Genomic DNA, 26,498 nt, shown 5'->3' on the forward strand with positions numbered 1-26,498 from the left:
ATCCGGCATCCCGCGCGGCGCACCGATCGATCGGCGACACCGCGACACGCCGAGCGGACAGACGATGCTTGACGTCCGCACCGTCGAACCAGTAACTTGTCAAATCGGATCGCTCACGAAAGGAGGACGCTCATGATCACCATGCATAACATCGCAGCCGGCTACACGCTCGGCGCGTCGCGCATCGCGGATCGACTGTCCTCTTCGTTTGATGCGCTCCGCAGCGCGCGCTCGTAGAACCACAGCCTGAGATCTCCGGCCCTCGACGGGCCCTCTCCGCCGGTTCCCACCCGCTGACACGTCGGTCACACACCGCCGTCGCGCATCGGTCGTCCTTCTCGACCTTTGCCCTCCCTGGCGACGTCTCCCTCCCGAGACCGCTCGCCCCTCGCGCCACCGACGCATCGACGCCGGCGGACCCCCGCAGAAACATCGACAGGAAACGAGAACTCTCGTGAGCAACAACACGCTGCTTCGCAGCACAGCCCATCCACCATGTCCCGAGGGCCAGGAAACCCTCGAAGTCACGGTACCGACCGACCGGACCGAGCTCACGCTCGCAGACCGGCTCTCCCTTCGCCTCGGCCTCTGGCTGCTGCTGAGGACCCAGCGCCCACGCAAGGCACCGGAGCGCACCATGACGAACGAAGAAGTCATGCGGATGTTCGAGACGAAGCACGTCACAGAACGTGAGTCTCTTGCGATCCTCGCGTACCAGGTGCAGCGCCACCTGCGCTGATCCCATCCAGCCGCCCAGGAGGACTGAAATGAAGATCACACTGACCGACACCGCGACGCTGCATCCGCTCGTGCTTCCCGCACGGGCGGACGCAGCGCCGTCTGCCGTCGTTCGTGAATACGCCGAGGTTCGCAATCTCTCGCTGCGCGAGACAACCGGCCGCACCGACGAGGATCTGACGCCCGAGTCGCTGCTGCCGACGTTGTTCTCCAACCAGGACATGCGACGACGGCAGTGGTACATACTCGAGGGCGACGAGATGGTTGGCATCGCCGTACTGAACACGCTGGCAGACGATGCCGGCAGGACCGCCTTCGTCACTGTGAACCTGCTGCGGCGGGTCTGGGGCAGGGGCATCGGCTCCCTCGCGCTCGCACACGTCGAGCACGAAGCGCGTGAATCGGGCGTGCAACGCATGCTGGTGTGGAACGAGCATCTCGACGGCGGTGAGGACGAACTGCCCTCGCCGACCGGATTCGGTGCTGTCCCCCGCGACCACGCCGCGCGATTCCTCCTACGACACGGCTTCGCGCTGGAGCAGGTCGAACGTGTCAGCACCCTCACCTGGTCGGACTCTCTGGTGCAGCGCATCCGCAATCTGCGCTCCGACGCCGAACACCGCGCCGCAGGCTACAGCGTCGTCCAGTGGGCGCTGCCGACGCCCGTCGAGCACGTCGACGGATATGCGTGGATGAAGCAGCACATGTCGACAGACGTCCCGGACGCGAACCTCGAGATGCCGGCGGAGCGGTGGGACGCCGAGCGGGTGGCTCGCCATGACGAACGCTACCTCCAGCGGGGGAACACCGTGCTCGTGACAGCCGCGCAGCACATCGAATCCGGGGAACTCTGCGCCTACAACGAGCTCTCGATCGGCGCAGACGCCGCATCGACCTCGCACCAGGAAGACACCCTGGTGCTCTCGTCTCACCGTGGCAGCCGCCTCGGAATGCTGGTGAAGACCGCAGGTCTGCTCACCTGGCGCGAGCAGCACCCCGACTCACCGTCCGTGATCACGTACAACGCGGAAGAGAACCGGCCCATGCTCGACATCAACGAGGCGATCGGATTCGCCCCTATCGCCTACGAGGGCGCGTGGAAGAAGGAACTGGAATGAGCGAGATCATCATCACCGACCTCGTGGTGCCCGAGCGCCTGGACTCAGCGGAGGCCGCAGAGTTCCACGCAATGGTGACGATCGGCAACCGGCAGGCCGAACTGGACGCCGGCATCGACGACCTCTCGGAGACAGCCGAGGAGCTCCTCCCCTCGTGGCGCGACCAGACCGATCGGAGCCAGCGCGGATTCATCGCCCGCAGACACGGAGAGATCGTCGGCGCTGCGTATCTGTCCACCGCCAACGACGAACGAGCGACGTCTGCGGACACCGGCGTCATGGTCACGCCTGCGCACTGGGGAGACGGAGTAGAACAGGCCCTGCTCGAACGGGTCGAGCAGACAGCGCGAGAGCTCGGGCGCTCGAGCGTGCAGTCGTGGACGCTGCATCCCGCCGCCTCGAACGGTCGGATGCTGACGCCGACCACGGGCTGGGGGCGCGTGAGCACCACGCCACTCAGCGAGCTCCTGATCGCGCACGGATATGTACTGGAGCAGGTGGAGCGCAACAGCGTGCTTCCGCTGGATCGACCGCTGACGATGGTGGCGGAGAAGTTGCGCGCGGCCATCGCATTCGCCGGAGACGACTACCGCGTCGTGTCGTGGACGTTGCCGACACCGGAACATCTGCGCGCGGGGTACGCCGACGTGATCTCACGTATGGCGACAGACGTCCCGAGCGGCGATCTCGACATCGACGAGGAGGTGTGGGATGCGGATCGCGTCGTCCGCCACGATCGGAACATCGCCGACGGCGGGCAGATGCTCTCGGTAACAGCCGTCGAGCATTCACCCACCGGAAGACTCGTGGCATTCAACGAGCTGGTGATCGGCGCCGACCGGTCGGGTGTGACCCACCAGTTCGGCACCCTCGTCGTGAAGGAGCACCGTGGGAGACGACTGGGCACGATCGTGAAGTGCGCGAACCTGCTGCGTTGGCGCGATATCGCTCCTGGATCGCCCAAGGTGTCGACGTTCAACGCCGAGGAGAACCGTCCGATGCTCGACATCAATGAGGCCATCGGGTTCGTCCCGGCTTCGTACGCGGGTGGTTGGCAGAAGAAGCTCGACTGAACGACAGCCCGTTCGGGCGAAGATCATCCTCGCGGTGTATCTTCGCCCGGGCGGCTTCCGTCTGCAGACCGACGACACAGCGGATGCCGACAGCGAGGCTGGAGGTATGAACACACCCGTCCTCCATGCCCAGTCGCTGACCAAGACGTTCGGCACCACCGCCGCTCTGGCCGGCGTCGACCTGATCGTCGGGCGCGGTGAATCCGTGGCCATCATGGGCGCCTCCGGCTCAGGAAAGACGACGCTCCTGCACGTGCTGGCCGGCATCACCGCGCCAGACACCGGCAGCGTGCTCTACACATCCGCTGCGGGCACTCCTGTCGACATCACCACGAAGAACGAACGCGAACGGTCACGGCTGCGTCGGGAATCGTTCGGATTCGTCTTCCAACAGGGACTGCTCATCCCCGAGCTCACCGCCGTCGAGAACATCGCACTCGCACTCATGATCAACGGCACGTCCCGTCGTGTCGCGCTCGAACACTCGGCAGGATGGATGGCGTCACTCGGGCTGGCGGGTATGGAGGAGCGCCGCATCGGAGAACTCTCCGGCGGTCAGGCGCAGCGCGTCGCCATCGCTCGCGCACAGGTCACTGGCGCCGAGCTGGTGTTCGCGGATGAGCCGACCGGCGCATTGGACTCGCAGACGTCGGGTGAGGTGATGGATGCGCTGCTGTGGTCGACGACCGGTCAGGGCCGAACTCTCCTCGTCGTCACCCACGACAGCGAAGTCGCCGCACGCTGCTCTCGCACCGTGCACGTGCGCGATGGTCACGTAGTGAGCACCGGGGTGTCCGCATGAACGCCCGCGTGCTCGCCCTGCTCCTGCGACCCGCCCCCGGACAGGGAGGTGTGCTCGCCCTGCCTGCGATCGCTTTCGCCATGGTCACGACGTTGGTTCTCACCGTGATCGGCGGCGCGCAGAAGTTCTGGAGTTGGACAGACACGGATGCGGGGCTCTACCAGTCGCTGGCCGCTATGGCGCTCGTGCTTCTGGTCGTTCCTCTGGCCACCCTCGGCGGCGCGGCCGCTCGGCTCTCGGCGAGAAGGCGTGACGAGCGCCTGTCGACGCTGAGACTGTTGGGGGTGTCCCCTGCTGGCGTCACGGGCGCGACAGTGCTCGAGTCGACAGGGGTCGCCGCCGTCGGAGCCCTCGTCGGCGTGCTCGGGTACCTGGCACTTGTGCCGCTGATCGGTCTCATCTCGTTCCGCGGTGAGATCCTCGGAGCCGGATCGATCCTGCTGCCTCCGCTCAGCGTCCTGGCGGTCATCGGCGGCGTCATCGTGCTCGCCGGTATCAGCGCCGCCGTCGGCCTCCGTCAGGTCGTCATCTCACCGCTCGGCGTGCGGATGCGCACCGCTGTACCGCGCGTGCACTGGGTGCGGGCAGTGCTCGCCGTGCTGGTCATCGTCGGCGCATTCGGGTTCGTTCAGGTGTTCCCCGGTACGGCGGGACTCGTCGTGACGATCACGGTTCTCGCGGGAATGTTCGCCGTGGCACTGGCAGTGCTGAACCTCGTCGGCCCGTGGGCCTTGAAGCTGCACGCGAAGCGAGGGCTTCGCCGGGCGGACAAGCCTGGGCGACTCCTCTCCGCGCGATTCGTGCTCGACTCGCCCAAGGCCGCATGGCGTCAGGTCAGCGGCATCGCGATGGCGAGCTTCATGGCGGTCTTCGCGGGCACGGCCGTCGCGGTGATGAGCACCATGAGCGCATCGGAATCGGACGAGAATCTGATGCTCGCAGCAGACATCCGCACCGGCTTGATCATCACCCTCGTCGCCTCATTCCTGATCGTCGCCGTCTCGATCGGAGTGAACCAAGCATCAAGCATCCTGGATCAGCGCGAGCTGCATCGCAGCCTGCATTTCCTCGGGGTCCCGCTCGAGACCGTCGATGCCGCACGAACTCGTGCCGTCATGTCACCGCTTCTGTTCACCGCGCTGGGCTCCGCCCTGTGCGCTGCCGTGCTGGTGTTCCCGCTGGTGGGCATGGCGGTGGTCATCGCACCGTTGTCACTCGCAACGATCGCCGCAGTGGTCGCGTTGGGAATCGCACTCGTCTGGCTGGGCGTCCGCGTGACCCGACCGTTGCTGCGCAGGGCGTTCCAGCCCGCCTGAGCACGCAGGAGACGATAGCCACGGACAGCGGGGATGACGCCGACAGCCCATATGCTGGCGTTGATGTACACCGACATTTCCGGACAAGGCACGGCCGTCCTGTTCTTGCACGGCGGCGGCGTCTCCGGCTGGATGTGGCGACCAGTGCTCGACGGACTGCCGGGAGGTATCCGTACGATCGTTCCCGATCTGCCTGGACATGGTGAGAGCCAGTCGTCGGAGTATGAATCTCACGACACCACGATCGCCGAGCTCGTCGCGCTCATCCGAGAGAACGCTCCACAAGGCGTTCTGGTCGTCGGATTCTCCCTCGGCGCGCAACTCGCTCTTCAGCTCGCCGCCGAACAGCCTGAGCTGGTCCGCCATACGATCGTCGTGAGCGGAGAGGCGAAACCGGCGCCGCTGCGAGGAATGACGTTGTGGCTGCTGAGTCGCGCGTATCCACTCGCGCGACTCGAATGGTTCGCCCGGCTGCAGGCCACGCAGCTCAGCGTGCCTGAAAGGCTGATGAACGAGTATCTGCGCGACAGCCGTGAGATCTCGCGAACCACGCTGCTCGCCAGTGTGAGTGAGAACATCGGCTTCAGGCTGCCGGGCGCGTTGCGGGAGTTCAACGGCGAGACACGCGTCGTGGTGGGCGACAAGGAGCGCATGCTCATGCGGGAGTCCGCGCAGTTGATTCACGAGACGTCACGCAACAGCCGACTTCTCGTCGTGACCGGCGCTGCACACGACATCCCCTTCACTCACCCCGAAGTACTGGTCGAGATCATCCTCGCAATGGTGGACGTCGACCGCTGACGTCTGGCCGGCCGGTCAGGCCATATCCTCACTCCGCCAGAAATCGCTCGATCGCATCGATGGTCACGGCGTTGTCATGATGCAAGACGGCGCGGATGCCGAGTGCCTGAGCCGCGTGCACGTTCGGCGAGTTGTCATCGATGAACAGCACGTCTCCGGCAGGGACACCCATCCGGTCGAGCGCCTGCTCGAACGCACGGGCGTCGGGCTTGAGCACGCCCTGCTCGTGGCTGTAGCAGATGGGGGCGAAGATCTCGGACAGGCCGAAGCGTCGCTCCTCCTCTTCTCGCGCCCCGTCACCCGAGTTCGAGAGGATCGCCAGGCCGCATCGGCCGCGCAGTGATCGTGCGTGCTCGAGCAGTTCCGTGTTCTCCTCACCGCAGTACGCATCCCACAGCTCGCCGCGCATCGCCTCGACGTCCGCATCAGAGAGGTTCAACGCATCGGCGACGCCCTGCCAGTACCGTTCCGCGACGCCCACGTTGACCGTGGTGTCAGGCAGGTCAGCCGCAGCGAGTCGTGCGTCGTACTCCGCGGGCAGCAACCCGAATCTGCGGGACCACCTTCCCCGCAGCTCTGTGGGCCAGGAATGATCGTCGACGAGCTCGATGACACCGCCGATGTCGTAGAGGATCCACTTCACCCGTTCACGCTACCTCGTGGGCGTGTCCATTCTGCGCCGGCACCGTTGGTTAGGATGATCTCGATTCCGGGAAAGGGACCCATGACCTCCGCCGTACACATCCCCGTCACCTTCAATGCCCGTGGACTCGGAGGTATCGTGACCGAGACCGGAGGCACCATCGCCCCGGTGCTCTTCCGCTCCGATTCGCTGGCCGGACTCACCGAACAAGGACTGCGCCGGCTGGCCGAGCTCAGGATCGGAACCGTCGTCGACCTTCGCACAGAGGGTGAACGCGGGCGTGCGGCAGACGTCCTCCCTGCCGACGGCAGCGTCCGTCTGCTGCCGCTTCCGATTCAGGGAGGTGCCATGGACGAGATGATGCAGAAGCTTCTGCCGTCCGACACCGCACCCGTGGCGCTGACCGCAGCGCAGATCTCCGAGATGGCGGACCAAGTCCCCACCCTCGAAGATCTCTACATCGCGATACTCGAGAGCAGCCCTGCGCAGTTCGCCGCACTCGCACGTGCGGTGATCGAGGCGGCGGACTCCGACCGACCCGGCGTGCTCTTCCACTGCACGGCGGGAAAGGACCGCACCGGACTGGCGGCAGCCCTGCTGCTCCTGACGGCCGGTGTCTCGCGACCTCACATCGTCGCGGACTACGCGCAGACTCAGGAGAATCTCGCCGGACCGTTCGCAGAGCACCTGACCGGACTCATCACCGCTCTCGGCATTCCCCTCACTCCGCAGCTGGAGACACTCGCGACCCTGTCGCCGGAGAGCGCGATCAACGCTGCGCTGGACTGGATCGAGCGTGCGCATGGCAGCGCACTCGCCTATCTCAAGAGCGGTGGACTCTCCGACGACGAAGGTCAGCAGTTGCGGCAGGCACTGGTCATCGCCGCCGCTGACACCTCGGGCAGTAGTGGCTCGAGCGGTTCATGAAGGCCTCGCGGACGATCGGACCTCCGCATCGCGGGCATGGCTGCCCGCCTCTGCCGTAGGCGTTGAGCGAGTGGGCGAAGTAGCCGGCCTGACCGTTGACATTGACGTACTGCGCGTCGAAGCTCGTTCCGCCTTCGGCCAGCGCCTTCTCCAGCACCAGACGCACCTCTGAGAGAAGCCGGCGCACGGCCTGGGCTGACAGCGCGCGACCCAGGGACTCCGGATGGATGCGGGCGGCCCACAGCGCCTCGTCCGCGTAGATGTTGCCGACACCGCTGAGCAGCGTCTGATCGAGGAGAATGCGCTTGATCGCACTCGCGCGGCGCCGCACGGCTGCGATGAACACGGCATCGTCGAAGCCGGGGTCGAGCGGATCTCTGGCGATGTGCTGCACCTGCGAAGGGATCAGGTCCTTCCCGTCGGAGACGAGTGTGTCGACAGCGAGTGAACCGAATGTGCGCTGATCGGCGAACACGACGGCGAGTTCGCCATGCCGCGGATGCTGGACGGCGAGGCGGATCCGCTCGTGGCGCTCGGGCGGTGCGTCCGGAGCACGCAGCAGAAGCTGCCCACTCATCCCGAGGTGTGCGGTCAATGCCGCCGCGCCACCGGAAAGCGGCAGCCACAGGAATTTTCCCCGGCGTGACGCACCCGAGACGAGGGCGCCTTCCACTCTCGCGACGAAGTCGACCGCCCCTGCGGGATGACGTGTGAGTGCTCGTTCGTCGAATACAGAGGCGCTGACGATCGTCGCGCCGATGACGGCCGGTGCGAGGCCGGCTCGTACGACCTCGACTTCGGGGAGCTCAGGCACTCTCGCTGAGGAAGCGCCATGCGCTGAGCGCTGCGGCCATCTCGGCCGTCTTCTTGCTCGTGCCGTCGCCGGTCATGCTCACATCGCCCACGTTCACCGTGGCGGTGAATCGGCGATCGTGATCGGGTCCGCTCGACGTCACGGAGTAACTCGGCGGTGTAGAGCCCAGTCGTGCGGCGAGCTCCTGCAAGCTGGTCTTGGGGTCCATCGCGGCTCCGTAGCGCTCAGGATCGGCCAGCAGCGGCTTCGTCAACCGCAGCACGAGCTCGGTCGCAGCCTCAGGACCGGCGGAGAGATACGTGGCGCCGAAGACGGCCTCCATGGTGTCAGCCAGGATCGAGTCCTTGTCACGCCCACCGGTCTGCTCTTCACCGCGTCCGAGCAGAAGATGCTCGCCCAGTCCGATGCCACGAGCGACCTCTGCGAGGGCGACCGTGGAGACGACACTCGCACGCCGTTTGGCGAGCTGTCCTTCATCGAGTCCAGGGTGGGTCGTGAACAGCATGACCGTCACAGCCTGCCCGAGCACCGAGTCACCGAGGAACTCGAGTCGCTCGTTGTGCGGGATGGCCCCGTGCTCGTAAGCGTACGAGCGGTGGGTGAGCGCCAACGCAAGCAGCTCAGGGTCGATGTCGACCCTGAGCTTCTCGGCGAGAGGTGCCGTCCCCCCTGGGACCTCTGTCACGATCGCGAGACCGTGGTTCAGACGTCAGCGACCTTGCGGCCCTTGTACTCCATGAACAGCTCGGTGCCCTGCGAGTCGGTGACGACCTTCGCCTGGTGCGGGCGGCTGTAGACGGTCTTACCGTTCTCAACGGTCTTGACGAGCGCGATGGGCGCTGCTTTCCACTGCGCGCGACGCGAGCGGGTGTTGGAACGGGATACCTTGCGCTTCGGGGGGTTACCGGCCATGGCTAACTCTCTTCTGTGTTCTCGGGACCGCGGCTGTGTGCCGCACTCCCCTGGTCTGTGATCTGTTGGAGCGCACTCCATCGAGGATCGATGGGAGCGTCCGGCTCCGCTCCGGTGCTTTCGGTCAGTCGCTCACCCGTTATCGGGTCCAGCCCCGGGCAATCCGGCTGACACACCGGCTGAAATGGAAGCGACAATACGGCCGCTTCCCTGACAAGAGTTTCAAGATCCACGTGGTCGTCTTGAACCTCGAAGTCAGTTTCTTCATCACCAGGATACGCGAAAAGCTCCTGGAACTCGACTTCGACAGGCTCGGCGATGTCTTTCAGGCATCTTCCGCAGACGCCCTTGTACTCGGCATCCACTGTTCCTGAGGCGAGAATGCCCTCGTGGACCGACTCGAGGCGCACCTCGACGTCGAGCTCAGAGCCTGCTTCGTAGGAGACGATGCCCTCACCCCACTGCTCTTTCAGAGTGACGGAGAACTGGTGCTCCCGCATCTCGCCGGGGCGTCGGACGATGTCGCGCACGGGCACCACGAATGGGCCGTTGAGTCGGGTCTTCACGCTTTCATGCTACCCGGGGATGCTGGGAACGGGGCCGAACGTCACAGGCCTCGGGCGCCGGTGTCGAGGAAGGCGGCCACAGCGCGAGGTACGAACGGCGTGATGTCACCGCCCAGACCGGCGACCTGACGAACGAGCGAACTCGAGACCATAGCGTGCGACGGATCCGGCAGCAGGAACACTGTCTCGATGTCCGCGAGGTGACGGTTGACGATCGCCATCGGCGACTCGTATGCGACGTCGATCTGAGACCGGATGCCCTTCACGAGCACGCCGGCACCGACATCGCGGGCGTAATCGACCAGCAGACCCATGCTCCACGACCCGATGACGATGTTGTCCCCCATGCCGTCCTCCGCGATGGACTGCTCCAGCAGCGAGAGGCGCTGAGCGATCGGCAGCATCGCCTCTTTACCCGGGTTGTGCACGACCAGCACGTGCAGTTCGTCGTACAGCTTCGCCGCCCGACGGATCACATCCAGGTGACCGAGGGTCGGCGGGTCGAATGAACCAGGGACGACGGCGATCCGGCTGCTCATGGGACCAGCCTATGACACACAGTGAACTCAGTTCTTCGCGAGAGCGGCGCGGTCGTCTTCCGTGACGCGGCGGGCGATGACCTCGCGAAGGCCTGCGTGCGCCGCCAGCTGGGGGTCGCCCTCGAGAATGCCCTCGGCGAGCTCGCGCGCTCTAGCGATCAGTTTCGAGTCCTTCACGACACGCAGCAGTTTCAGAGATGAACGCACGCCGGACTGGGTCGAGCCGAGCACGTCGCCTTCGCCGCGCAGCTCGAGATCGACCTCGGCGAGGGCGAAACCATCGAGAGTGGCAGCCACCGCCTCGACGCGCTCGCGCGCCAGCGAGCCGACCTCCGCTTCGGTGACGAGCAGGCAGAGTCCTGGCACATCACCACGACCGACTCGGCCGCGCAACTGGTGCAACTGTGAGACGCCGAACCGGTCAGCATCGAGCACGATCATCGTCGAGGCATTCGGCACGTCGACGCCGACCTCGATGACGGTCGTCGCGATCAGAAGGTCGATCTCTCCTCGCGCGAAGGCCTGCATCACAGCATCCTTCGTCTCCGACGGCATCTTCCCATGCAGCACAGCACGCCGGAGCGCGCCGACGGTCGGATGGGTCTGCAGCGCGGTGTCGAGTTGCACGACGCCCCAGCGCGGACCGGACGCTCCTTCCTCTGCCGGGACGAGCGCGGCCTCGTCTTCCTCACCGGCCGTCTTCTTCGTCGTGTCGATCGCCGCGCACACGGCGAACACCTGGCGCTTCTGCGCGATCTCCTCTGCTGCTCGGTCCCACACGCGGCGGAACCAGTCCGGATGCTCGGCCAACGGCGCGACGAATGACTCGATGCCTGCTCTTCCGGCGGGCATGGTGCGGATGACGGATGTGTCGAGGTCTCCGAACACGGTCATCGCCACTGTGCGGGGAATCGGAGTCGCCGTGAGCACGAGGGCGTGCGGGCTCGAGCCCTTCGCGCGCAGCGCTTCTCGCTGCTCGACGCCGAAACGGTGCTGCTCGTCCACGACGACGAGGCCGAGGTCGGCGAAGGTCGTCTTCTCGCCCAGCAGGGCGTGCGTGCCGACCACTATGAGCGCTTGACCGGCCGCAACCCTCAGCGCGGCTTTACGTCGTGCGGGAGCAGACATCTGCCCGGTCAGCAGCGTCGGCATGAGCAGAGGCGCGAGATCGGGCCCGAGCATCTTCGTGATGGACCGCAGGTGCTGGGATGCGAGCACCTCTGTGGGAGCGATCAGCGCGGCCTGCCCACCGGACTCCGCGACCTGCAGCATGGCCCGCAGCGCGACGAGGGTCTTCCCCGAGCCGACCTCCCCCTGCACGAGCCGGTTCATCGGCCATGCTCCCGTGAGGTCGCTCGCGATCTGCGCTCCGACAGTCTCCTGATCGGCCGTGAGGGTGTAGGCCAGCGCCGCGTCGAAGCGTTCGAGCAGTCCGCCGGGCTTCGCCGGGCGCGGCGTGGCGTTGAGCGCCCGCACAGCGGCGCGCTGCTGCAACAGCGCGGTCTGCAGAACGAGCGCCTCGTGCATGCGAAGGGTGCGAACGGCAGGGTCCACGTCGTTGCGCGCCTGCGGCCGGTGCAGCTGAACCAGTGCAGTGCGGGCATCGAGCAGCCCTTCACGCACCCGGATCTCATCCGGCAGCGGGTCGGGCACGTCGCCGACGTCGGGCAGAACCCTCTCCACGAGTTCGCGGAACTGCTGACTCGACACCGCTGAGGTCGCCGGATAGATCGGGATCGGTCGATGCGCACGGTCGTCAGCCCGCGCCTGTGCGCTCTCCTCGTCGTCGAAGAGCTCGACCTGCGGATGAGCGAACTGGGTGGTCTCGTTGTACATCCCGACCTTGCCGGAGAACACTCCACGCCGGCCCGGACGCATCTCGTTCGCGCGCCACTGCGCCTGTTGGATGTTCTTCGCGAAGAACGTCAGTGAGACTCGACCGTGCTCATCTCCGATGATCACGTCGGTCATGGCCCCGTTGCGGTTGCGCATCGCGCGCGCAGACGAGGAGAGCACCTCGGCGACGATCGTGACCGTCTCTCCGACCGGCAGATCGCGGATGGGGGTGAGTTCCGCCGGATCCGCGTAGCGGCGGGGATAGTGCCCCAGCATCTCTCCGACCGTCGTCATGCCGAATGCTCGCTCGACCTTCTTCGCCGAAGCCGGGCCGATCGCCTCGGCGAGACTCGTGTCGAGGGAGAAGACCATGTCTGAAGTCTAGAGAACGCCGCAGACAGCCTAGGCTGTTCGGGTGACGAGGATCATCGCCGGACACGCTCGTGGACAGCGTCTGGAGGTGCCAGGCAGCGGGACCCGTCCCACCAGCGATCGCGTGCGCGAGTCCCTTTTCGGGGCGCTGGAGTCATTGGACGCCATCGCCGAGGCCCGCGTGCTCGACCTGTACGCCGGGTCAGGCGCGCTCGGTCTCGAGGCTCTGAGCCGTGGGGCCTCGAGCCTTGAGCTGGTCGAACGTTCGCGTTCCGCAGCGGCAGTCGTCCGTCGCAACGTCGCCTCGATCACCCGAACCCTGAGCGGCCCCACCGCACGCGTGCATGAGAGCGCGGTCATCGCGTTCCTCAAGCGGGCGACCGGCCCGTACGATCTGGTCTTCACCGACCCGCCGTACGACCTCGACGACCGGTCGATGAATGCCGACCTGATCGCGCTTGCTCCGTTGCTGTCAAAGGACGCGGTGGTCGTCATCGAGCGAGCGCGCAGGTCGACCCCGCCCGATGTGGCGGCGGCTGGTCTCGAGGTCTTCCGCGAGAAGTCCTACGGCGACACTGCGATCTGGTGGGCTCAGCCGGCTGCCGAATCCCAGTCGCGGTAGGGATCCCAGCCCTCGATCGACACCGGCGCTCCGTCGACCAGCACGCCGTGCTCGCCGCGTTCGCGCACCGCGCCGATCACGCGGAAGCCTGGTGGCAGCACGTCGGCAGGGAACGTGGCGAGCAGCGCATGGTCCTCGCCGCCGGCAAGCGCCCGTTCCGGACTGCCGCCGAGTGCGGCCTTGGAGAGGTCCAGTGTGACATCGGATGCGGTGGCAAGACGTCCGGCATCAAGAGCGAGACCGTCCGAGATGTCCATCATCGCCGTCGCACCTGCCACGGATGCCATCACTCCCAGACCGATCGGCGGCGCAGGGCGCAGTTGCGCGGACAGAGCCGCGCGTTCGCCGCTCTCGAGTCGAGCGGGGTCGATCGCCACCGGTGCGTCACCGTCGCGGAACCGGCCGAAGAGCACGGCGAGCCCGTGTGCGGCATGCCCGAGCTCACCGGCGACGGCGACGACGTCGCCCTGACGAGCACCGGACCTCGTCACGGCGGCCCGCCCCTCCAGATCGCCGAGGGCTGTCACGGCGATCGTCAGCACGTCTGAGACAGTCAGGTCTCCCCCGACGACCGCGCAGCCGGGTGCCAGCGCCTCGCATGCCTCCCGGAACCCGTCGGCGAGCTGTTCGATGAACGACAGTCGGAGATCGCGCGGCACGGCCAGCGCCACGAGCAGTGCGGTCGGGCGCGCACCCATCGCCGCGATATCGGCCAGGTTCACGGCCGCCGACTTCCATCCGAGGTCGTAGCCGCTGGACCACGCCAGTCTGAAGTCCGGGCCGTGCACCAGGGTGTCCGTCGTGGCGACGACCGAACCCGATGGTGCCGCGATCACCGCGGCATCATCGCCCGGTCCGAGGATCGTGTGCGAACCATGACCGGTGCGAGCGAGGATGGCCTGCAGGATGGTGCCTTCTGACACGTCGCCCAGGCGCGGGTCATCGTCGGCTGAACGGGAGGGCATGGTGTCAAAGGTAGCCTGGAATCATGTCGCGTCGTCTTGCCATCACCGCCGTCATCCTGCTCGGAACGGCTCTGCTCGGCGGATGCTCGACCACCGTGCATCTCGAACCGGCAGAGGACGCGAACAACCCGCTGTGCGCCGAGGTCTCCGTCGGTCTCCAGAACGTCGGGAGCATCGCCGACAAGGATCGCCGTTGGACGGACGCGCAGTCGACGGGCGCGTGGGGCGACTCCGGCGCATCCTCAGCGATCATCCTGCGCTGCGGCGTCGCCGTCCCCGCACCGACGAGCGAGCTGCAGTGCGTGACGTTCGAGGGCGTGGATTGGCTCGTGGACGCGTCCGAGACGCCGTTCCTGCGGTTGACGACGTACGGTCGGGACCCAGCTGTTCAGCTGTACATCGACACGGGCGCCGTCAGCTCGAACGATGTGATCAGCACTCGCGCTCTGGTCGGCGCCATCACCGCGATCCCGGCCGACGGCAAGTGCACGTCGCCGGATGAGCTCGACGAGGACGCGCAGGAGCTCCTCGATCTCGGCTGAGCGTCAGCGTTGCAGGCCGACTTCGACGAGCTCGGTGATGAGATCGCTGTAACTCAGCCCCGAGGCGACCCAGCACTTCGGGAACATCGAGATCGGTGTGAATCCCGGCATCGTGTTGAGCTCATTGACGACGAGCGCGCCATCAGCGGTGACGAAGAAGTCCACTCTCGCCAGTCCCTTGCCGTCGACGGCTTCGAACGCGCGCACGGCGGCCTCGCGCAACCGTTCGATGAGGTCGTCGTCGAGGTCTGCCGGGCATACGATGTCGACACCGTCACCGCCGAGGTACTTGCCCTCGAAATCGTAGAAGCTGCGCGACGTGAGAACGACCTCGCCCGGAAGCGACGCGCGAGCGGTGCCGCCGTCACGACCGGCGAGAACGCCGACTTCGATCTCTCGGCCGTCGATCTTCGACTCGACGAGCACCTTCTCGTCCTCTGCGAAGGCGACGTGCATCGCCTCATCCAGTCCGTCGCCGTCGACGACTCGCGATACGCCCACGCTCGATCCGGCGCTCGCAGGCTTGACGAACACCACGGAGCCGAGAGCAGAGATCTCGTCGCGAAGCCGCGGCGCGTCGCTCGCCCACTCAGATCGGCGGACCGTGATTCCGGGCGATACGGCGATACCGGCCGCCGACAGAGCGAGCTTGGTGAAATGCTTGTCCAGGCATATCGCCGAGTCGAGGATCCCGCACCCGGCATATGGCACGTCGAGCACATCGAAGAAGCCCTGGATCGCTCCGTCTTCACCATGCAGCCCGTGCAGCAGCGGCAGCACGACGTCGACCTCACCGAGGCCGGTGACCGACCCGTCGGCCTGGGTCACTCGCAGGGTCCGGTCGCCACCGGGCTGCGGCCACAGCACGCGGGTGCCGTTGTCCACGACCGTGGGGAGGTGCGCGGCATCCAGCGCGAACTTGTCAGGGCGATCCTCCTCGAGGACGAAAGCGCCCTCGCGCGTGATCCCCACCGGGATCACGTCGTAACGCTCGCGATCAATCGCGCGCAGCACTCCGCCCGCCGTCGCGGAGCTGATGGAATGCTCGCTGGAACGCCCGCCGAAGAGCACCACCACCGTCTGCTTGTCCATGATTGGTTCTCTCCTCCTGGGGAGTGTCGTCGTCTGTTGTCAGGTGCGGTGCGATGTCACGGGGATTCATCGCCCCGTCCAGCACCATCTTCACCTGCTCGACGATGGGCATGTGCACGTCGGATTCTCGGGCGAGCTGCAGGATCGGCGCGACTGACGCCAGTCCCTCCGCTGTCTGGTTCATCTGCTTCACGACGTCCTGATAGCTGTATCCCTGGCCGAGGAGCCGCCCCGCCGTGTTGTTGCGGCTGAGCGGCGACTGGCAGGTGGCGATCAGGTCGCCGAGACCTGCGAGGCCTTGCAGGGTCTCCGGCTGAGCACCGTTCGCCACGGCGAAGTCCGTCATCTCGACCAGACCTCGCGTGATGATCGATGCCTTGGTGTTCTCGCCGTAGCCCACACCGTCGACGATGCCGATCGCGACGGCGATCAGGTTCTTCAGCACGCCACCGAATTCCGTGCCGATCACATCCGTGTTCACGAACGTGCGGAAATAGGAGTTGCGAGCTGCGCGTGCGACGGTCTCCGCCGTCTCCTGGCTGAGGGAGGCGATCACTGCCGCTGTGGGCTGCTCACGCGCGATCTCAAGAGCGAGATTGGGTCCCGATGCGACAGCGATCTGCATCGGGTCGCAGCGAAGCTCCTGTTCGATCACCTGGCTCATCCGAAGGCCGCTGGATCGTTCGACGCCCTTCATCAGGCTGATGACCGGCAGCTCGCGGTCCGAGAGCAGCGGACGCAGTGCCTTGAGATTCTCGCGCAGCGACTGGCTCGGCACCGACAGATAGACCTGTTCCGCACCGTCAAGGGCCGTCGACAGCTCATGCGTGGCCGTCATGGTCCGGGGCAGATTGACGCCGGGAAGGTACTTCGAGTTGCGCTTGCCCTCGGATATCTCGAGCGCCTGCTCCGGCCTGCGAGCCCACATGGTCACCTGGGCGCCGCCGTCTGCGAGAATCTTGCCGAACGTGGTCCCCCAGCTCCCGGAGCCGATGACGGTGACACGCGGCCCGACGGGCGCGGGATTCTTACGAGTCAAGACGTCCCGTCTCCCTCTGGCCGTGCTCGGTTGGGTTCCAGCGAGTCGCCGGCGCCTTCTCTCCGCGGAGCTCCTCGAGCAGTGCGGTGATCGCGTTCATCAGTCGATTGGTAGCCTCGGTCAGCGCCGCCTGCTCACCGGCACGACCGGTCAGGTCGGAGATGTCGACAGGATCGCCGAACAGCACCTGTACGCGCTTGCGCGGCGGCCAGAGGCTCAGCCCCTTCTGATACCTGCCCATGACATGCTGCGTCCCCCACTGCGCCACAGGGATGAGCGGGATGTCACCGGCCAGAGCCAGACGCACCGCGCCGGATTTTCCGCGCATCGGCCACAGATCCGGATCGCGTGTGAGCGTTCCCTCGGGATACACGATCACACCGCGCTCGTTCTGCACGAGAGCCCGTGACTGCTCGATGGTCTGCTTCGCCGCCGCGGCAGAGGTCGCCCTAGCGACCGGCACCATCCCGGTCTTGCGCATCAGCCAGCCGAGAACCGGCACGCGGAACAGACTCTCCTTCGCCATGAAGCGCGGCGCTCGTCCGAGCCGCCACACGGCGGCGGCCACGATGAGCGGGTCGAACTCGGAATAGTGGTTGGGGGCGAGGACGAACGCGCCCTTGGCCGGCAGCTTCTCCTTGTTCTGGATCTCGATCTTCGCGAGGTATCCGACCGCGGGTACGACGATCGCCGCGAGCGGCCAGAACGGGCTCGGGCGGGACTTCTCGGATGACCGGGAGCCCATCGCTGTCACCGGACGACGTCGAAGTCGGCGCCGAGGGCGTCGAGCTTCGCGAGGAACTTCTCGTAGCCGCGGCTGAGAATGTCGACGCCTGACACCTTCGACTCGCCCTCTGCGGTCAGAGCGGCGATCACGTGGCTGTAGCCGCCACGCAGATCCGGAACCACGATGTCAGCGGCGTGCAGCGGAGTCGATCCGGTGATCACCGCTGCCTGCTCCAGCTCACGGCGCGGAACGCGACGCGGACCGGCCTGCAGACCGTGCGGGTGCACGACGATGTCGGCGCCCATCTTCACGAGCGCATCGGTGAAGCCCATCCGGTTCTCATACACGGTCTCGTGCACGACCGATCGTCCCTTGGCCTGCGTCAATGCGACGACCAGGGGCTGCTGCCAGTCCGTCATGAAGCCGGGGTGCACGTCGGTCTCGACGACCACGGGCTTCAGCTCGCCGCCGCGACGGAAGAGGATGCCGTCCTCCTTCACGTCGAACCAGCCGCCGGCCTTGCGGAAGACGTTGAGGAAGGTGAGCATCTCCTGCTGCTTCGCCCCTCCGACGAAGATCTCTCCGTCGGTCGCGAGAGCGGCCGATGCCCAGGATGCGGCCTCGTTGCGGTCGAAGATCGAGCGGTGATCGTAACCCCGCAGCGTCTCCACACCCTCGATGAGGATCACCCGGTTGGGCTCGTAGGAGATGATGGCGCCCATCTTCTGCAGCACCGCGATGAGATCCATGATCTCCGGCTCGATGGCCGCGTTGCGCAGCTCTGTGGTGCCCTCGGCACGCACGGCGGTCAGCAGCACCTGCTCTGTCGCGCCCACGCTCGGGTACGGAAGGTGGATGTTCGCACCGTGCAGCCGTCCGCCCTGGGTCGACAGGCGGATGCCGCTCGGAAGCTTCTCGACGATCGCACCGAACTTGCGAAGGGCATCGAGGTGGAAGTCGATCGGGCGGTCCCCGATGCGGCAGCCGCCGAGGTCGGGGATGAACGCCTGACCCAGACGATGCAGCAGTGGACCGCAGAACAGGATCGGGATGCGGGACGCACCTGCGTGGGCGTCGATCTCCTCCATGTGCGCGGATTCCACATCGCTGGGATCGAGCACCAGCGAGCCGACCTCGTCGCCCTCGCTCACGCGCACGCCGTGCACTTCGAGCAGCGATCGCACGACGGCGACATCGCTGATGCCGGGCACGTCGCGCAGGATGCTGGTGTCCTCGCCGAGGAGGGATGCCACCATCGCCTTCGTGGCGAGGTTCTTGGCTCCCTTCACATCGACGCGGCCGCGCAGCGGCCTTCCACCTCGGATAGCCAGCACATCTCCGGTCAAAGCGGGAACTCCCTCCGGAAGGTCAGCGCGCACGGTTGTCGTCATTCGAGGAGCCTCACTTCATGGTCTTGGACGCGGCGTCTGCCGCTGGGGCGGATGCCCCAGGCTCACGGTGTGCTCGATGTCAACGGACAGGGAGCGTACGTGGCCGCCACGACTCGCGGCGGGCCTCGAACTGCGCGATCTTGTCCTCGTTGCGCAGCGTGAGCCCGATGTCATCGAGCCCTTCAAGGAGCCGCCATCTAGTGTAATCGTCGATCTCGATGGCGGCTCGGAGGTCGCCGATAGTGGCGGTGCGCGCCTCGAGGTCGACGGTGATCTCCGCCCCTGGATTCGCGTCGATCTCGGCCCAGATCTTCTCGAGATCCGATTCTGAGACAGTCGCTGCGAGCAGCCCCTGCTTGCCGGAGTTGCCGCGGAAGATGTCACCGAAACGCGTGCTCAGGACCACAGCGAAGCCGAAGTCCCGGAGGGCCCAGACCGCGTGCTCGCGACTGGAGCCTGTTCCGAAATCCGGTCCGGTGACCAGGACAGATGCGCCCTGGAAGGCCGGCTGGTTGAGGACGAACTCGGGATCCTGCCGCCAGGCGTGAAAGAGGGCGTCCTCGAAACCGGTCTTCGTGACCCGTTTCAGGAACACGGCGGGGATGATCTGGTCCGTGTCGACGTTCGAGCGCTTCAGGGGAGCCACGATACCGGTGTGGGTGGTGAACTTCTCCATGATCAGGCTCCTACTCGATCGAACTCGGCCGCTGAGCCTGTCGAAGTGTCCAGGTCGCTCGGGCTCGACAGCGTGCCGCGTACGGCGGTCGCCGCCGCGACGAGCGGCGAGACGAGGTGGGTTCGGCCGCCCTTGCCCTGGCGTCCCTCGAAGTTGCGGTTCGACGTGGACGCGCACCGCTCCCCCGGCGCCAGCTGATCCGGATTCATTCCCAGACACATCGAACAGCCGGCGAAACGCCACTCCGCGCCGAAGTCCTTGACGATCTGGTCAATGCCCTCCGCCTCAGCTTCCAGTCGCACTCGTGCGGATCCTGGGACCACCATGACGCGCACGCCATCCGCCTTCTTGCGACCTTTGATGACCGATGCGAAAGCCCGGAGATCCTCGATGCGACTGTTCGTGCAGGACCCCATGAAGACGGCGTCCACCGGCACCTCCTTGAGAGGAGTTCCCGGAGTGAGATCCATATACTGCAGTGCACGCTCCGCCGCGACACGCTCGTTCGCGTCCGCGATGTCGGCCGGATCCGGCACCGACGAGGAGAGCGAGCTGCCCTGTCCCGGATTGGTGCCCCATGTCACGAACGGCTCGAGTTCGTTCGCATCAAGGAGGACCTCTGCATCGAAGGCAGCGCCGTCGTCGGTGGGCAGTGTGCGCCAGTACGCGACGGCGTCGTCCCAGTCCTTGCCCTGCGGTGCGTGCGGCTTGTCCTTGACGTAGGCGAAGGTGGTCTCGTCCGGTGCGACCATCCCCGCGCGTGCACCGGCCTCGATCGACATGTTGCAGATCGTCATGCGCCCCTCCATCGAGAGGGCGCGGATGGCACTCCCGCGGAACTCGAGCACGTAGCCCTGCCCACCGCCGGTGCCGATCTTCGCGATCACGGCGAGGATGATGTCCTTCGCGCTCACGCCGGGCTTGAGTTCACCCTCGACCGTGATGGCCATGGTCTTGAAGGGCTTGAGCGGCAGCGTCTGAGTCGCCATGACGTGCTCGACCTCGCTCGTGCCGATACCGAACGCCATCGCGCCGAATGCACCGTGCGTCGAGGTGTGGGAGTCACCGCACACGACCGTGATTCCGGGCATGGTGAGACCCAGTTGCGGGCCGACCACGTGCACGATGCCCTGCTCGGCGTCGCCGAGGGAGTGGATGCGCACACCGAATTCCTCGGCGTTGCGCCGCAGCGTCTCGATCTGCGTGCGGCTGGTGAGATCCGCGATCGGCTTGTCGATCTCGAGCGTCGGCGTGTTGTGGTCCTCGGTCGCGATCGTCAGGTCGACCCTGCGCAGCGGCCGACTCTCCGCGCGCAGTCCGTCGAACGCCTGCGGACTCGTCACCTCGTGCACGAGATGCAGGTCGATGTAGATGAGATCCGGTTCGCCGTTCTCGCCCCTGACGACGAGATGGTCATCCCAGACCTTCTCGGCGAGCGTGCGAGGACGCGAAGAAGCAGTGGTGGCAGCTGAGTTCATGTCGGTGTCTCCAGAAGTCGGTGGTCGGCCACACTGGACTCCGCGACGAGAAAGGCCTAGATCGAGGTCTCGTCGCGGCTTCTAAGGAGAAGGAACACCCGCCGCATGCCGGTCAGTTTACACCGCAGCGACGGGTGGTCGGCTCGCCGCCGTAACGACGTTACGACGGCACCCTCACTCGCTCAGTGCCGCGCGCTTCTCGCGCGACGACGCGATCAGGCTCGCCACGGTGGCCACGGCCATCGATGCGAAGATCACGCCGAGAGACACCCAGTTGTTGATGTCCGGTGCCCACTCGATGGGATGGCCGCCGTTGATGAACGGCAGCTCGTTCTCGTGCATCGCGTGCAGGATGAGCTTCACGCCGATGAAGCCGAGGATGAAGGCGACGCCGTAGTGGAGGTACCTGAGCTTCTCGAGCAGATCACCGAGCAGGAAGTAGAGCTGGCGCAGGCCCATGAGCGCGAACAGGTTCGCGGTGAACACGATGAACGGGTCCTGGGTGACACCGAAGATCGCGGGGATCGAATCGACGGCGAACATCAGGTCTGTCACGCCGAGCGAGACGAACACGATGAGCATCGGCGTCCACATCTTCTTGCCGTTGACGACCGTCCGGATCTTCGATCCGTCGTAGTCGTCGCTGATGTCGATCCCGCGGCGCAGCATCCGGATGATGAAGTTCTCGGTCTGCTCGTCCTCCTCATGCTTGTCCGGCATAGCCTGGCGGATCGCGGTGAAGACCAGGAATGCGCCGAAGAGGTAGAAGATCGGGCTGAGATGCTCGACCGCTGCACCGACGATGAGGATGAACACCGCTCGCAGGATCAGCGCGATGATGATTCCCACCATCAGTGCCTCCTGCTGATAGCGGCGCGGCACGGAGAACTGCGTCATGATCAGGACGAACACGAACAGGTTGTCGATGGACAGGCTGTACTCCATCGCCCAACCGGTGAGGAAGTCCAGCGAGGTCTTCGCATCGCCGATGAAGAACAGCACGGCGGCGAAGATCAGAGCGAGCGTGACGTAGAACGCGACCCAGAGGCTGGATTCCTTCGTCGAGGGAATGTGCGGGCGCTTCAGGATGAGCAGCAGGTCGGCGATGAGGATGACGGTCAGGACCACGAGTGACGTGATCTCGAACCAGACAGGGATGTTCAAGGGTGCTCAGCACCTTTCGAGAGGGTCGGAAAAGGGCCGAAAGTCTCTCCCCCGCACTGAGTGCGTCACGCGCCCGGAGCAGCACTGTCGATGCTCGTGATGACGATCGCGTGAACTCGGGATACTCCCTCTCGCTGAATCGATGCTACCGGAGCTTTTGAGACGTGGTGAAATAGTCGACGTGAATCCGCCCACTGATCTTCGTCAGTCGTTGGTTGCAGGCTCCCCTGTACATCGGACTCATCATCGCCCAGATCGTCTACGTCGTCGTCTTCATGGTGGAGCTGTACCACCTCATCGTCGATGATGTGATCGGCGGCATCACCCACATCAACGAGGCGACGATCATGCTCAGCGTGCTGGGGCTGATCGATGTCGTCATGATCGCCAACCTGCTCATCATGGTGATCATCGGCGGGTACGAGACCTTCGTCTCCCGGATCAACACCGACGGTCACCCGGATCAGCCGGAGTGGCTCTCGCACGTCAACGCGAACGTGCTGAAGGTCAAGCTCGCGATGGCGATCATCGGCATCTCCTCGATCCATCTGCTCAAGACCTTCATCGCTGTCGGGAGCATGGACGAGGACGGCGTCCGGTCGGACGAAGTGGACGCGGTCTACACGCCGACCGGAGTGCTCTGGCAGGTGGTGATCCACATGGTGTTCATCGTGTCCGCGCTCGCACTCGCGCGGATAGATCGGATGTCGCAGCAGACTCTCGCCGCCGCGCACGAGCAGCCGCACTGAGGAGCGGTGATCGACGCCGTTCGGGACCGATCTGAGACGATTGGGCATCTCCAGACATTTCTGAGATGAGAGACACCGAACGGAGCAGGATGTCTGAACTCGTCGAAGACCAAGAGCGGTCCCAGGACCAGGACTGGGCGGCACGGGCCGCATCGGGTGATGAGAGTGCCTTCCGGGCGCTCTACCGTGCGCATGTCCGCCCCGTCTACTGGATCGCTCACGGCATCCTCGGATCCGCCGTCGACGCCGAGGATGTGACTCAGGAGACATTCGTCGTCGCGTGGCGCAAGCTTCCTGGTCTGCAACTCGTGGGCTCATCGATCCTTCCGTGGTTGGCGACGATCTGCCGTTTTCAGGCGGCGAACCGCCTTCGTCAGCGACGCCGCGATCAGGCGCACACGACGGAGGCCGCAGACGACGAGCTCGCAGACACGGTGAGCGTCGAGGAACAGGTCATCTCGACGGCGCTGGCCGAGCGGATCACCGCGGAGATCGGCACGTTGAGCGCGCTCGATCAAGAGATCTTCCGACTGTGCGCGGCCGAGGGGCACGCCTATCAGGCCGCGGCCGATGAACTCGGGATCAGCCACGGAGTCGTTCGAAACCGTCTCTCGCGGGTGCGCACGCAGTTGCGGAGCGCTGTCGAGGAAGAAGTGAGAGACGCATGAACGATCAGACCCCCACCGGCTCCACAGCCGAGCTGCCCGAGCTGTCTCAGACGAGCATCGAGCGCATCGAACGGGCGGTGTTCGAGGACATCGCACGCGAACGGACCCTCGCGCAGGTTCCCGCCCGCAAGAAGGGCAGACGGCGCGGCTGGCTGACGGGCATCTCCATCGCCGCCGCGTTCGTCGCCGGCGTGCTCATCACACCGCCGCTGTTGAACACCGTGGGATTCTCCACCACCGACGGCGGCGGAAGCATCGTCGGCGTGGCGGACTCCTCCGGCAGTGATATGGCGGTTGAGGAGAGCACGGATGCTTCGTCGTCCGCGGTCGCGGGCACGGAGGCCGACAGCGCTGACCGCGAGATCATCGTGACCGCGCACGCGACGGTCCGTGTGGTCGACATCACCTCGGCCGTCGATACGATCTCCGCGCTCGCGGAGGCGCACGGCGGGTTCGTCGAGAGCACGGATGTCTCCGCGGAGCCAGAGGCCGCGGATTCGAGCCTCCCGGCACCGCCTGTGGGCGACTACGGCTGGATCAGCATCCGGGTGCCCTCCGCAGATCTCACCGATGTCATCGACGAACTCGGCGACACCGGCGTCGTGGTCTCGTCGTCGCTGTCCCAGCAGGACGTCACGTCGACGGCGATCGACCTTCGGGCACGAGTGGAGGCGACGCGCGCGTCCGTCGCGCGTCTCACGGAGCTCATGTCGCAGTCGGGCAGCGTGTCCGAGCTGATCGAGGCGGAGATCGCTCTGACCGATCGACAAGCCCAGCTCGAGTCGTACGAGCAGCAACTCGCCGCGCTCGAAGATCGGGTCGCCATGTCGTCGCTGCAGGTTCAGCTCACCCCGGAGACCGCGGCGACCACCCCAGAACCTGGTGGCTTCGCATCCGGGCTCCTCGCCGGATGGAACGGCCTCATCGTGTCCGTGAACGCGCTGGTGGTCACCGTCGGCTTCCTCCTCCCCTGGCTCGTGATCGCCGGTGCCGTCGTACTGGTCATCTGGTTGGTCCGTCGCAGACGCCGCGTGCCCAAGCCCCAGCAGAATCCGTGATTTTCCGGGGTATACAAGAAGTCTTGTGAAGATCGTCGACCGCTCGTAGCGTTGACGGCATGGAAGAGATCCAAGCCATCACCGCTGTGCACCACCCGGTACGCCGGCGAATAGTCGACTATCTGGGTCTGTACGGCGCGAGCCAGGTGACGACGCTGGCTCGCGCGCTCGACCAGCAGGTGGGCAGCATCAGCCATCATCTGCGGATGCTGGAGCGCGCAGGAGTCGTGGAGCGCGCCGATGCCCCGAACTCCGACAAGCGCACGAGCTGGTGGAAGCCCGCGCGCCGCAGCTTCACCTGGTCGGCCGAAGATTTCGGGGACTCGCCTTCCGACGCACTGCTGGCGCGCGAGGCCGAGCGCGTCAACATCGCCACACAGCTGGACCGGCTGAAAGCCTGGCACAGGAGCAAGCCGCAGCGACCGGATCCCGAGTGGTCACGCGCAGCCTTCAGCACCGACACGTTGACCTGGGCGACGGCGGAAGAGCTCACGGCACTCTCCGAGGCTCTTCGCGACACGCTCGATGCCTGGCGTGCCGGTATCGACACGGGTGACGACGCAGTGCGCCGGCCTGTCTTCGTCTTCGCACACGGATTCCCGACGACGCCATGAGCATCGTCGAGCCCACCCTGCTGCGAGAGCCTCCTCGCTTCTCGCGGGACATCTCGGTCCACGCTTGGATCGTCGTCAAGGCAATGTCGGATGCCGGGGACGCGATCTGGACGATCGCGCTCGCGTGGACCGCGGTGCAGATCACCTCTCCGGCGATCGCGGGCGTGATCGTCGCCGCCGGAACGATTCCACGCGCGGTGATCCTGCTGTTCGGCGGTGTGCTCGCCGATCGCGCCAACGCCCGCCACGTCATGATCGTCTTCAACGCGCTGCGAGTGGGGGTGCTGGTTTTCGTGGCATCGTGGGTGCTGGCGACGCCGCCCTCGGTGCTCGTGCTGCTGCTCGCGGCCATCGCATTCGGCGTCTGCGACGCATTCTACGAGCCGTCGGCCGCCACGATCGGCAGACAGCTGGTGCGCACCGCGGACCTGCCGTCGTACAGCGCGGTGATGCAGACCGCCACACGGCTCGGCACGATGGGAGGCGCGGCGCTGGGCGGCTTCCTCGTCGCCTACGCGGGACTGAGCGGGAGCGCGTCACTCAACGCGTTGACATTCACTCTGGTGATCGCGTTCATCGCGATCTTCCTTCGTCCGCGCTTCGCTCTGGCTCGAGCAGCACGCGAGTCCGCTCTGCGGGGCATCCAGCGCGGTTTCGCGCATCTGCGGGATGCCCCGACCACGCGAACTCTGGTCATCGCCCTGTCCGGACTGAATCTCGCCGTGGGCCCGGCCACGGGAATCGGGATCGCGCTGCGCGCCCACGACGAGGGCTGGGGTGCACAGGCAGTGGGGCTGTTCGAGGCGCTGATAGGTCTCGGCGCAGCGCTCGGCGCCATCTCAGTGGCGCGCTGGCGTCCGAGATACGAGGCGCGCGGCGGGTTCTGGGCGCTGGTGGTGCAGGGCGCCGGGATCGTCCTGATCGGCGTGGGACCCGCATGGTCGGCCGCGATCGGATGCTTCGTCATCGGTGTGACTGCCGGGATCGCCTCCGTGCTGCTGGGCGCGACGTTCGCCGCCACGATCGATACCGCGTATCTCGGACGCATGAGTTCGATCACCCGGCTGGGTGACGACGTGTTCATGCCCGTGGCGATGGCGGCCTTCGGTGCCCTGGCGTCCGTGACCTCGACATGGGTGCCGTTCGTCGTCTTCGGAGGCGCGCTCATGCTCATGATGTGGTTCCCGCTGCGCAACCGTCAGCTTCGGGAGATGTCGCTTCGGAGCTGACCTGGATTCGACACCGGTCACGCCGAC

The 26,498-nt window shown here is 65.9% G+C and carries 29 protein-coding genes; 14 read left to right on the top strand and 15 right to left on the bottom strand.

Annotated elements, in window-relative coordinates:
* Nucleotides 1-454 precede the first annotated feature (454 nt).
* From ACP7AR_RS04990 to ACP7AR_RS05015, 6 genes are all read left to right on the top strand, one after another.
* Nucleotides 455-739 (top strand): hypothetical protein, encoded by a 285-nt coding sequence (locus ACP7AR_RS04990; RefSeq protein ID WP_426183376.1) that lies wholly within the window; start codon nucleotides 455-457, stop codon nucleotides 737-739.
* A gap of 28 nt (nucleotides 740-767) precedes the next feature.
* A complete protein-coding gene (locus ACP7AR_RS04995) occupies nucleotides 768-1,856 on the top strand; it encodes a GNAT family N-acetyltransferase (protein WP_426183378.1) in 1,089 nt (362 codons plus the stop codon).
* Nucleotides 1,853-2,929, top strand: a complete 1,077-nt coding sequence (locus ACP7AR_RS05000) for a GNAT family N-acetyltransferase (protein WP_426183380.1) — start codon at nucleotides 1,853-1,855, stop codon at nucleotides 2,927-2,929. The genes ACP7AR_RS04995 and ACP7AR_RS05000 overlap by 4 nt, the downstream gene beginning before the upstream one ends.
* 106 nt (nucleotides 2,930-3,035) lie before the next feature.
* The gene (locus ACP7AR_RS05005) at nucleotides 3,036-3,731 is read left to right on the top strand and encodes an ABC transporter ATP-binding protein (RefSeq protein WP_426183382.1); all 696 of its coding nucleotides are present in this window, start codon (nucleotides 3,036-3,038) and stop codon (nucleotides 3,729-3,731) included.
* Nucleotides 3,728-5,047 (top strand): permease, encoded by a 1,320-nt coding sequence (locus ACP7AR_RS05010; RefSeq protein WP_426183384.1) that lies wholly within the window; start codon nucleotides 3,728-3,730, stop codon nucleotides 5,045-5,047. Before ACP7AR_RS05005 ends, ACP7AR_RS05010 begins: the two co-directional genes overlap by 4 nt.
* 63 nt (nucleotides 5,048-5,110) lie before the next feature.
* Complete coding sequence (locus ACP7AR_RS05015) at nucleotides 5,111-5,848, top strand: alpha/beta fold hydrolase (protein ID WP_426183386.1); 738 nt, start codon at nucleotides 5,111-5,113, stop codon at nucleotides 5,846-5,848.
* 28 nt (nucleotides 5,849-5,876) lie between these two features.
* Here ACP7AR_RS05015 and ACP7AR_RS05020 read toward each other — a convergent pair whose 3' ends face one another.
* On the bottom strand, nucleotides 5,877-6,491 hold the full coding sequence (locus tag ACP7AR_RS05020; RefSeq protein ID WP_426183388.1) for an HAD family hydrolase: 615 nt from the start codon (nucleotides 6,489-6,491) through the stop codon (nucleotides 5,877-5,879).
* A gap of 81 nt (nucleotides 6,492-6,572) precedes the next feature.
* Here ACP7AR_RS05020 and ACP7AR_RS05025 point away from each other — a divergent pair, with 81 nt between their 5' ends.
* Nucleotides 6,573-7,418, top strand: coding sequence for a tyrosine-protein phosphatase (locus ACP7AR_RS05025; protein ID WP_426183390.1), 846 nt, complete (start codon nucleotides 6,573-6,575; stop codon nucleotides 7,416-7,418).
* Here the strand turns inward: ACP7AR_RS05025 and mutM are convergent.
* The 6 genes from mutM to ACP7AR_RS05055 all read right to left on the bottom strand — a co-directional run bounded on the left by mutM (nucleotide 7,369) and on the right by ACP7AR_RS05055 (nucleotide 12,457).
* Complete coding sequence (gene mutM / locus ACP7AR_RS05030) at nucleotides 7,369-8,232, bottom strand: bifunctional DNA-formamidopyrimidine glycosylase/DNA-(apurinic or apyrimidinic site) lyase (RefSeq protein WP_426183392.1); 864 nt, start codon at nucleotides 8,230-8,232, stop codon at nucleotides 7,369-7,371. The two genes, ACP7AR_RS05025 and mutM, sit on opposite strands and share 50 nt — an antisense overlap.
* The gene (gene rnc / locus ACP7AR_RS05035) at nucleotides 8,225-8,917 is read right to left on the bottom strand and encodes a ribonuclease III (RefSeq protein ID WP_426183394.1); all 693 of its coding nucleotides are present in this window, start codon (nucleotides 8,915-8,917) and stop codon (nucleotides 8,225-8,227) included. Before rnc ends, mutM begins: the two co-directional genes overlap by 8 nt.
* Before the next feature lie 17 nt (nucleotides 8,918-8,934).
* Nucleotides 8,935-9,144 carry a 50S ribosomal protein L32 gene (gene rpmF / locus ACP7AR_RS05040; RefSeq protein WP_033104540.1) on the bottom strand — a complete coding sequence of 70 codons (210 nt, stop codon included), beginning with the start codon at nucleotides 9,142-9,144 and terminating at the stop codon, nucleotides 8,935-8,937.
* A gap of 2 nt (nucleotides 9,145-9,146) precedes the next feature.
* Nucleotides 9,147-9,644, bottom strand: coding sequence for a YceD family protein (locus ACP7AR_RS05045; RefSeq protein ID WP_426187641.1), 498 nt, complete (start codon nucleotides 9,642-9,644; stop codon nucleotides 9,147-9,149).
* Nucleotides 9,645-9,751: 107 nt separating this feature from the next.
* Entirely contained in the window at nucleotides 9,752-10,249 is a 498-nt protein-coding gene (gene coaD, locus ACP7AR_RS05050) for a pantetheine-phosphate adenylyltransferase (protein ID WP_426183397.1), read from the bottom strand.
* 27 nt (nucleotides 10,250-10,276) lie between these two features.
* Complete coding sequence (locus ACP7AR_RS05055; RefSeq protein ID WP_426183399.1) at nucleotides 10,277-12,457, bottom strand: ATP-dependent DNA helicase RecG; 2,181 nt, start codon at nucleotides 12,455-12,457, stop codon at nucleotides 10,277-10,279.
* A gap of 43 nt (nucleotides 12,458-12,500) precedes the next feature.
* Between ACP7AR_RS05055 and rsmD the strand changes: the two genes are divergently transcribed.
* Nucleotides 12,501-13,079 (top strand): 16S rRNA (guanine(966)-N(2))-methyltransferase RsmD, encoded by a 579-nt coding sequence (gene rsmD, locus ACP7AR_RS05060; protein WP_426183401.1) that lies wholly within the window; start codon nucleotides 12,501-12,503, stop codon nucleotides 13,077-13,079.
* Here the strand turns inward: rsmD and thiL are convergent.
* The gene (gene thiL / locus ACP7AR_RS05065; RefSeq protein ID WP_426183403.1) at nucleotides 13,049-14,044 is read right to left on the bottom strand and encodes a thiamine-phosphate kinase; all 996 of its coding nucleotides are present in this window, start codon (nucleotides 14,042-14,044) and stop codon (nucleotides 13,049-13,051) included. The genes rsmD and thiL overlap by 31 nt on opposite strands.
* A gap of 23 nt (nucleotides 14,045-14,067) precedes the next feature.
* On the opposite strand from thiL, the gene ACP7AR_RS05070 reads away from it, so the two are divergent.
* Nucleotides 14,068-14,586 carry a DUF3515 family protein gene (locus ACP7AR_RS05070; RefSeq protein WP_426183405.1) on the top strand — a complete coding sequence of 173 codons (519 nt, stop codon included), beginning with the start codon at nucleotides 14,068-14,070 and terminating at the stop codon, nucleotides 14,584-14,586.
* 3 nt (nucleotides 14,587-14,589) lie between these two features.
* On the opposite strand, the gene ACP7AR_RS05075 is transcribed toward ACP7AR_RS05070, so the two are convergent.
* The 7 genes from ACP7AR_RS05075 to ACP7AR_RS05105 all read right to left on the bottom strand — a co-directional run bounded on the left by ACP7AR_RS05075 (nucleotide 14,590) and on the right by ACP7AR_RS05105 (nucleotide 22,153).
* A complete protein-coding gene (locus ACP7AR_RS05075; protein ID WP_426183407.1) occupies nucleotides 14,590-15,678 on the bottom strand; it encodes a D-alanine--D-alanine ligase family protein in 1,089 nt (362 codons plus the stop codon).
* Nucleotides 15,584-16,717 (bottom strand): NAD(P)H-dependent glycerol-3-phosphate dehydrogenase, encoded by a 1,134-nt coding sequence (locus ACP7AR_RS05080; RefSeq protein WP_426183409.1) that lies wholly within the window; start codon nucleotides 16,715-16,717, stop codon nucleotides 15,584-15,586. Before ACP7AR_RS05080 ends, ACP7AR_RS05075 begins: the two co-directional genes overlap by 95 nt.
* Nucleotides 16,707-17,462 carry a lysophospholipid acyltransferase family protein gene (locus ACP7AR_RS05085; RefSeq protein ID WP_426183411.1) on the bottom strand — a complete coding sequence of 252 codons (756 nt, stop codon included), beginning with the start codon at nucleotides 17,460-17,462 and terminating at the stop codon, nucleotides 16,707-16,709. The genes ACP7AR_RS05080 and ACP7AR_RS05085 overlap by 11 nt, the downstream gene beginning before the upstream one ends.
* 5 nt (nucleotides 17,463-17,467) lie before the next feature.
* Nucleotides 17,468-18,835 carry a UDP-N-acetylglucosamine 1-carboxyvinyltransferase gene (gene murA, locus ACP7AR_RS05090; protein ID WP_426183413.1) on the bottom strand — a complete coding sequence of 456 codons (1,368 nt, stop codon included), beginning with the start codon at nucleotides 18,833-18,835 and terminating at the stop codon, nucleotides 17,468-17,470.
* A gap of 79 nt (nucleotides 18,836-18,914) precedes the next feature.
* Nucleotides 18,915-19,511: a 3-isopropylmalate dehydratase small subunit gene (leuD, locus tag ACP7AR_RS05095; protein ID WP_426183415.1), complete on the bottom strand. Its 597-nt coding sequence runs from the start codon at nucleotides 19,509-19,511 to the stop codon at nucleotides 18,915-18,917.
* 2 nt (nucleotides 19,512-19,513) lie between these two features.
* A complete protein-coding gene (gene leuC / locus ACP7AR_RS05100; RefSeq protein WP_426183417.1) occupies nucleotides 19,514-20,989 on the bottom strand; it encodes a 3-isopropylmalate dehydratase large subunit in 1,476 nt (491 codons plus the stop codon).
* A 174-nt stretch (nucleotides 20,990-21,163) separates the two neighbouring features.
* Nucleotides 21,164-22,153, bottom strand: coding sequence for a TerC/Alx family metal homeostasis membrane protein (locus ACP7AR_RS05105; protein ID WP_426183419.1), 990 nt, complete (start codon nucleotides 22,151-22,153; stop codon nucleotides 21,164-21,166).
* 197 nt (nucleotides 22,154-22,350) lie between these two features.
* Here ACP7AR_RS05105 and ACP7AR_RS05110 point away from each other — a divergent pair, with 197 nt between their 5' ends.
* The 5 genes from ACP7AR_RS05110 (at nucleotide 22,351) to ACP7AR_RS05130 (ending at nucleotide 26,471) form a co-directional block, all read left to right on the top strand.
* Nucleotides 22,351-22,902 carry a TIGR00645 family protein gene (locus ACP7AR_RS05110; RefSeq protein ID WP_426187643.1) on the top strand — a complete coding sequence of 184 codons (552 nt, stop codon included), beginning with the start codon at nucleotides 22,351-22,353 and terminating at the stop codon, nucleotides 22,900-22,902.
* A gap of 89 nt (nucleotides 22,903-22,991) precedes the next feature.
* Complete coding sequence (locus tag ACP7AR_RS05115) at nucleotides 22,992-23,570, top strand: RNA polymerase sigma factor (RefSeq protein ID WP_426183421.1); 579 nt, start codon at nucleotides 22,992-22,994, stop codon at nucleotides 23,568-23,570.
* A complete protein-coding gene (locus ACP7AR_RS05120) occupies nucleotides 23,567-24,628 on the top strand; it encodes a DUF4349 domain-containing protein (RefSeq protein ID WP_426183423.1) in 1,062 nt (353 codons plus the stop codon). The genes ACP7AR_RS05115 and ACP7AR_RS05120 overlap by 4 nt, the downstream gene beginning before the upstream one ends.
* Nucleotides 24,629-24,687: 59 nt before the next feature.
* Nucleotides 24,688-25,242, top strand: a complete 555-nt coding sequence (locus ACP7AR_RS05125; RefSeq protein ID WP_426183425.1) for an ArsR/SmtB family transcription factor — start codon at nucleotides 24,688-24,690, stop codon at nucleotides 25,240-25,242.
* Nucleotides 25,239-26,471 (top strand): MFS transporter, encoded by a 1,233-nt coding sequence (locus ACP7AR_RS05130; RefSeq protein WP_426183427.1) that lies wholly within the window; start codon nucleotides 25,239-25,241, stop codon nucleotides 26,469-26,471. The genes ACP7AR_RS05125 and ACP7AR_RS05130 overlap by 4 nt, the downstream gene beginning before the upstream one ends.
* The last annotated feature ends 27 nt before the right edge of the window (nucleotides 26,472-26,498 follow it).

Source organism: Microbacterium sp. TWP3-1-2b2 (assembly GCF_049896145.1).
In the GTDB taxonomy this organism is placed as follows: domain Bacteria; phylum Actinomycetota; class Actinomycetes; order Actinomycetales; family Microbacteriaceae; genus Microbacterium.

Coding starts and splice junctions, on each gene's coding strand:
- ACP7AR_RS04995 (WP_426183378.1), top strand. CDS start 768: ATGAAGATCACACTGACCGACACCGCGACGCTGCATCCGCTCGTGCTT.
- ACP7AR_RS05000 (WP_426183380.1), top strand. CDS start 1,853: ATGAGCGAGATCATCATCACCGACCTCGTGGTGCCCGAGCGCCTGGAC.
- ACP7AR_RS05005 (WP_426183382.1), top strand. CDS start 3,036: ATGAACACACCCGTCCTCCATGCCCAGTCGCTGACCAAGACGTTCGGC.
- ACP7AR_RS05010 (WP_426183384.1), top strand. CDS start 3,728: ATGAACGCCCGCGTGCTCGCCCTGCTCCTGCGACCCGCCCCCGGACAG.
- ACP7AR_RS05015 (WP_426183386.1), top strand. CDS start 5,111: ATGTACACCGACATTTCCGGACAAGGCACGGCCGTCCTGTTCTTGCAC.
- ACP7AR_RS05025 (WP_426183390.1), top strand. CDS start 6,573: ATGACCTCCGCCGTACACATCCCCGTCACCTTCAATGCCCGTGGACTC.
- rpmF (WP_033104540.1), bottom strand. CDS start 9,144: ATGGCCGGTAACCCCCCGAAGCGCAAGGTATCCCGTTCCAACACCCGC.
- ACP7AR_RS05045 (WP_426187641.1), bottom strand. CDS start 9,644: ATGCGGGAGCACCAGTTCTCCGTCACTCTGAAAGAGCAGTGGGGTGAG.
- coaD (WP_426183397.1), bottom strand. CDS start 10,249: ATGAGCAGCCGGATCGCCGTCGTCCCTGGTTCATTCGACCCGCCGACC.
- ACP7AR_RS05055 (WP_426183399.1), bottom strand. CDS start 12,457: ATGGTCTTCTCCCTCGACACGAGTCTCGCCGAGGCGATCGGCCCGGCT.
- thiL (WP_426183403.1), bottom strand. CDS start 14,044: ATGCCCTCCCGTTCAGCCGACGATGACCCGCGCCTGGGCGACGTGTCA.
- ACP7AR_RS05070 (WP_426183405.1), top strand. CDS start 14,068: ATGTCGCGTCGTCTTGCCATCACCGCCGTCATCCTGCTCGGAACGGCT.
- ACP7AR_RS05075 (WP_426183407.1), bottom strand. CDS start 15,678: ATGGACAAGCAGACGGTGGTGGTGCTCTTCGGCGGGCGTTCCAGCGAG.
- ACP7AR_RS05085 (WP_426183411.1), bottom strand. CDS start 17,462: ATGGGCTCCCGGTCATCCGAGAAGTCCCGCCCGAGCCCGTTCTGGCCG.
- murA (WP_426183413.1), bottom strand. CDS start 18,835: ATGACGACAACCGTGCGCGCTGACCTTCCGGAGGGAGTTCCCGCTTTG.
- leuD (WP_426183415.1), bottom strand. CDS start 19,511: ATGGAGAAGTTCACCACCCACACCGGTATCGTGGCTCCCCTGAAGCGC.
- leuC (WP_426183417.1), bottom strand. CDS start 20,989: ATGAACTCAGCTGCCACCACTGCTTCTTCGCGTCCTCGCACGCTCGCC.
- ACP7AR_RS05115 (WP_426183421.1), top strand. CDS start 22,992: ATGTCTGAACTCGTCGAAGACCAAGAGCGGTCCCAGGACCAGGACTGG.
- ACP7AR_RS05120 (WP_426183423.1), top strand. CDS start 23,567: ATGAACGATCAGACCCCCACCGGCTCCACAGCCGAGCTGCCCGAGCTG.
- ACP7AR_RS05125 (WP_426183425.1), top strand. CDS start 24,688: ATGGAAGAGATCCAAGCCATCACCGCTGTGCACCACCCGGTACGCCGG.
- ACP7AR_RS05130 (WP_426183427.1), top strand. CDS start 25,239: ATGAGCATCGTCGAGCCCACCCTGCTGCGAGAGCCTCCTCGCTTCTCG.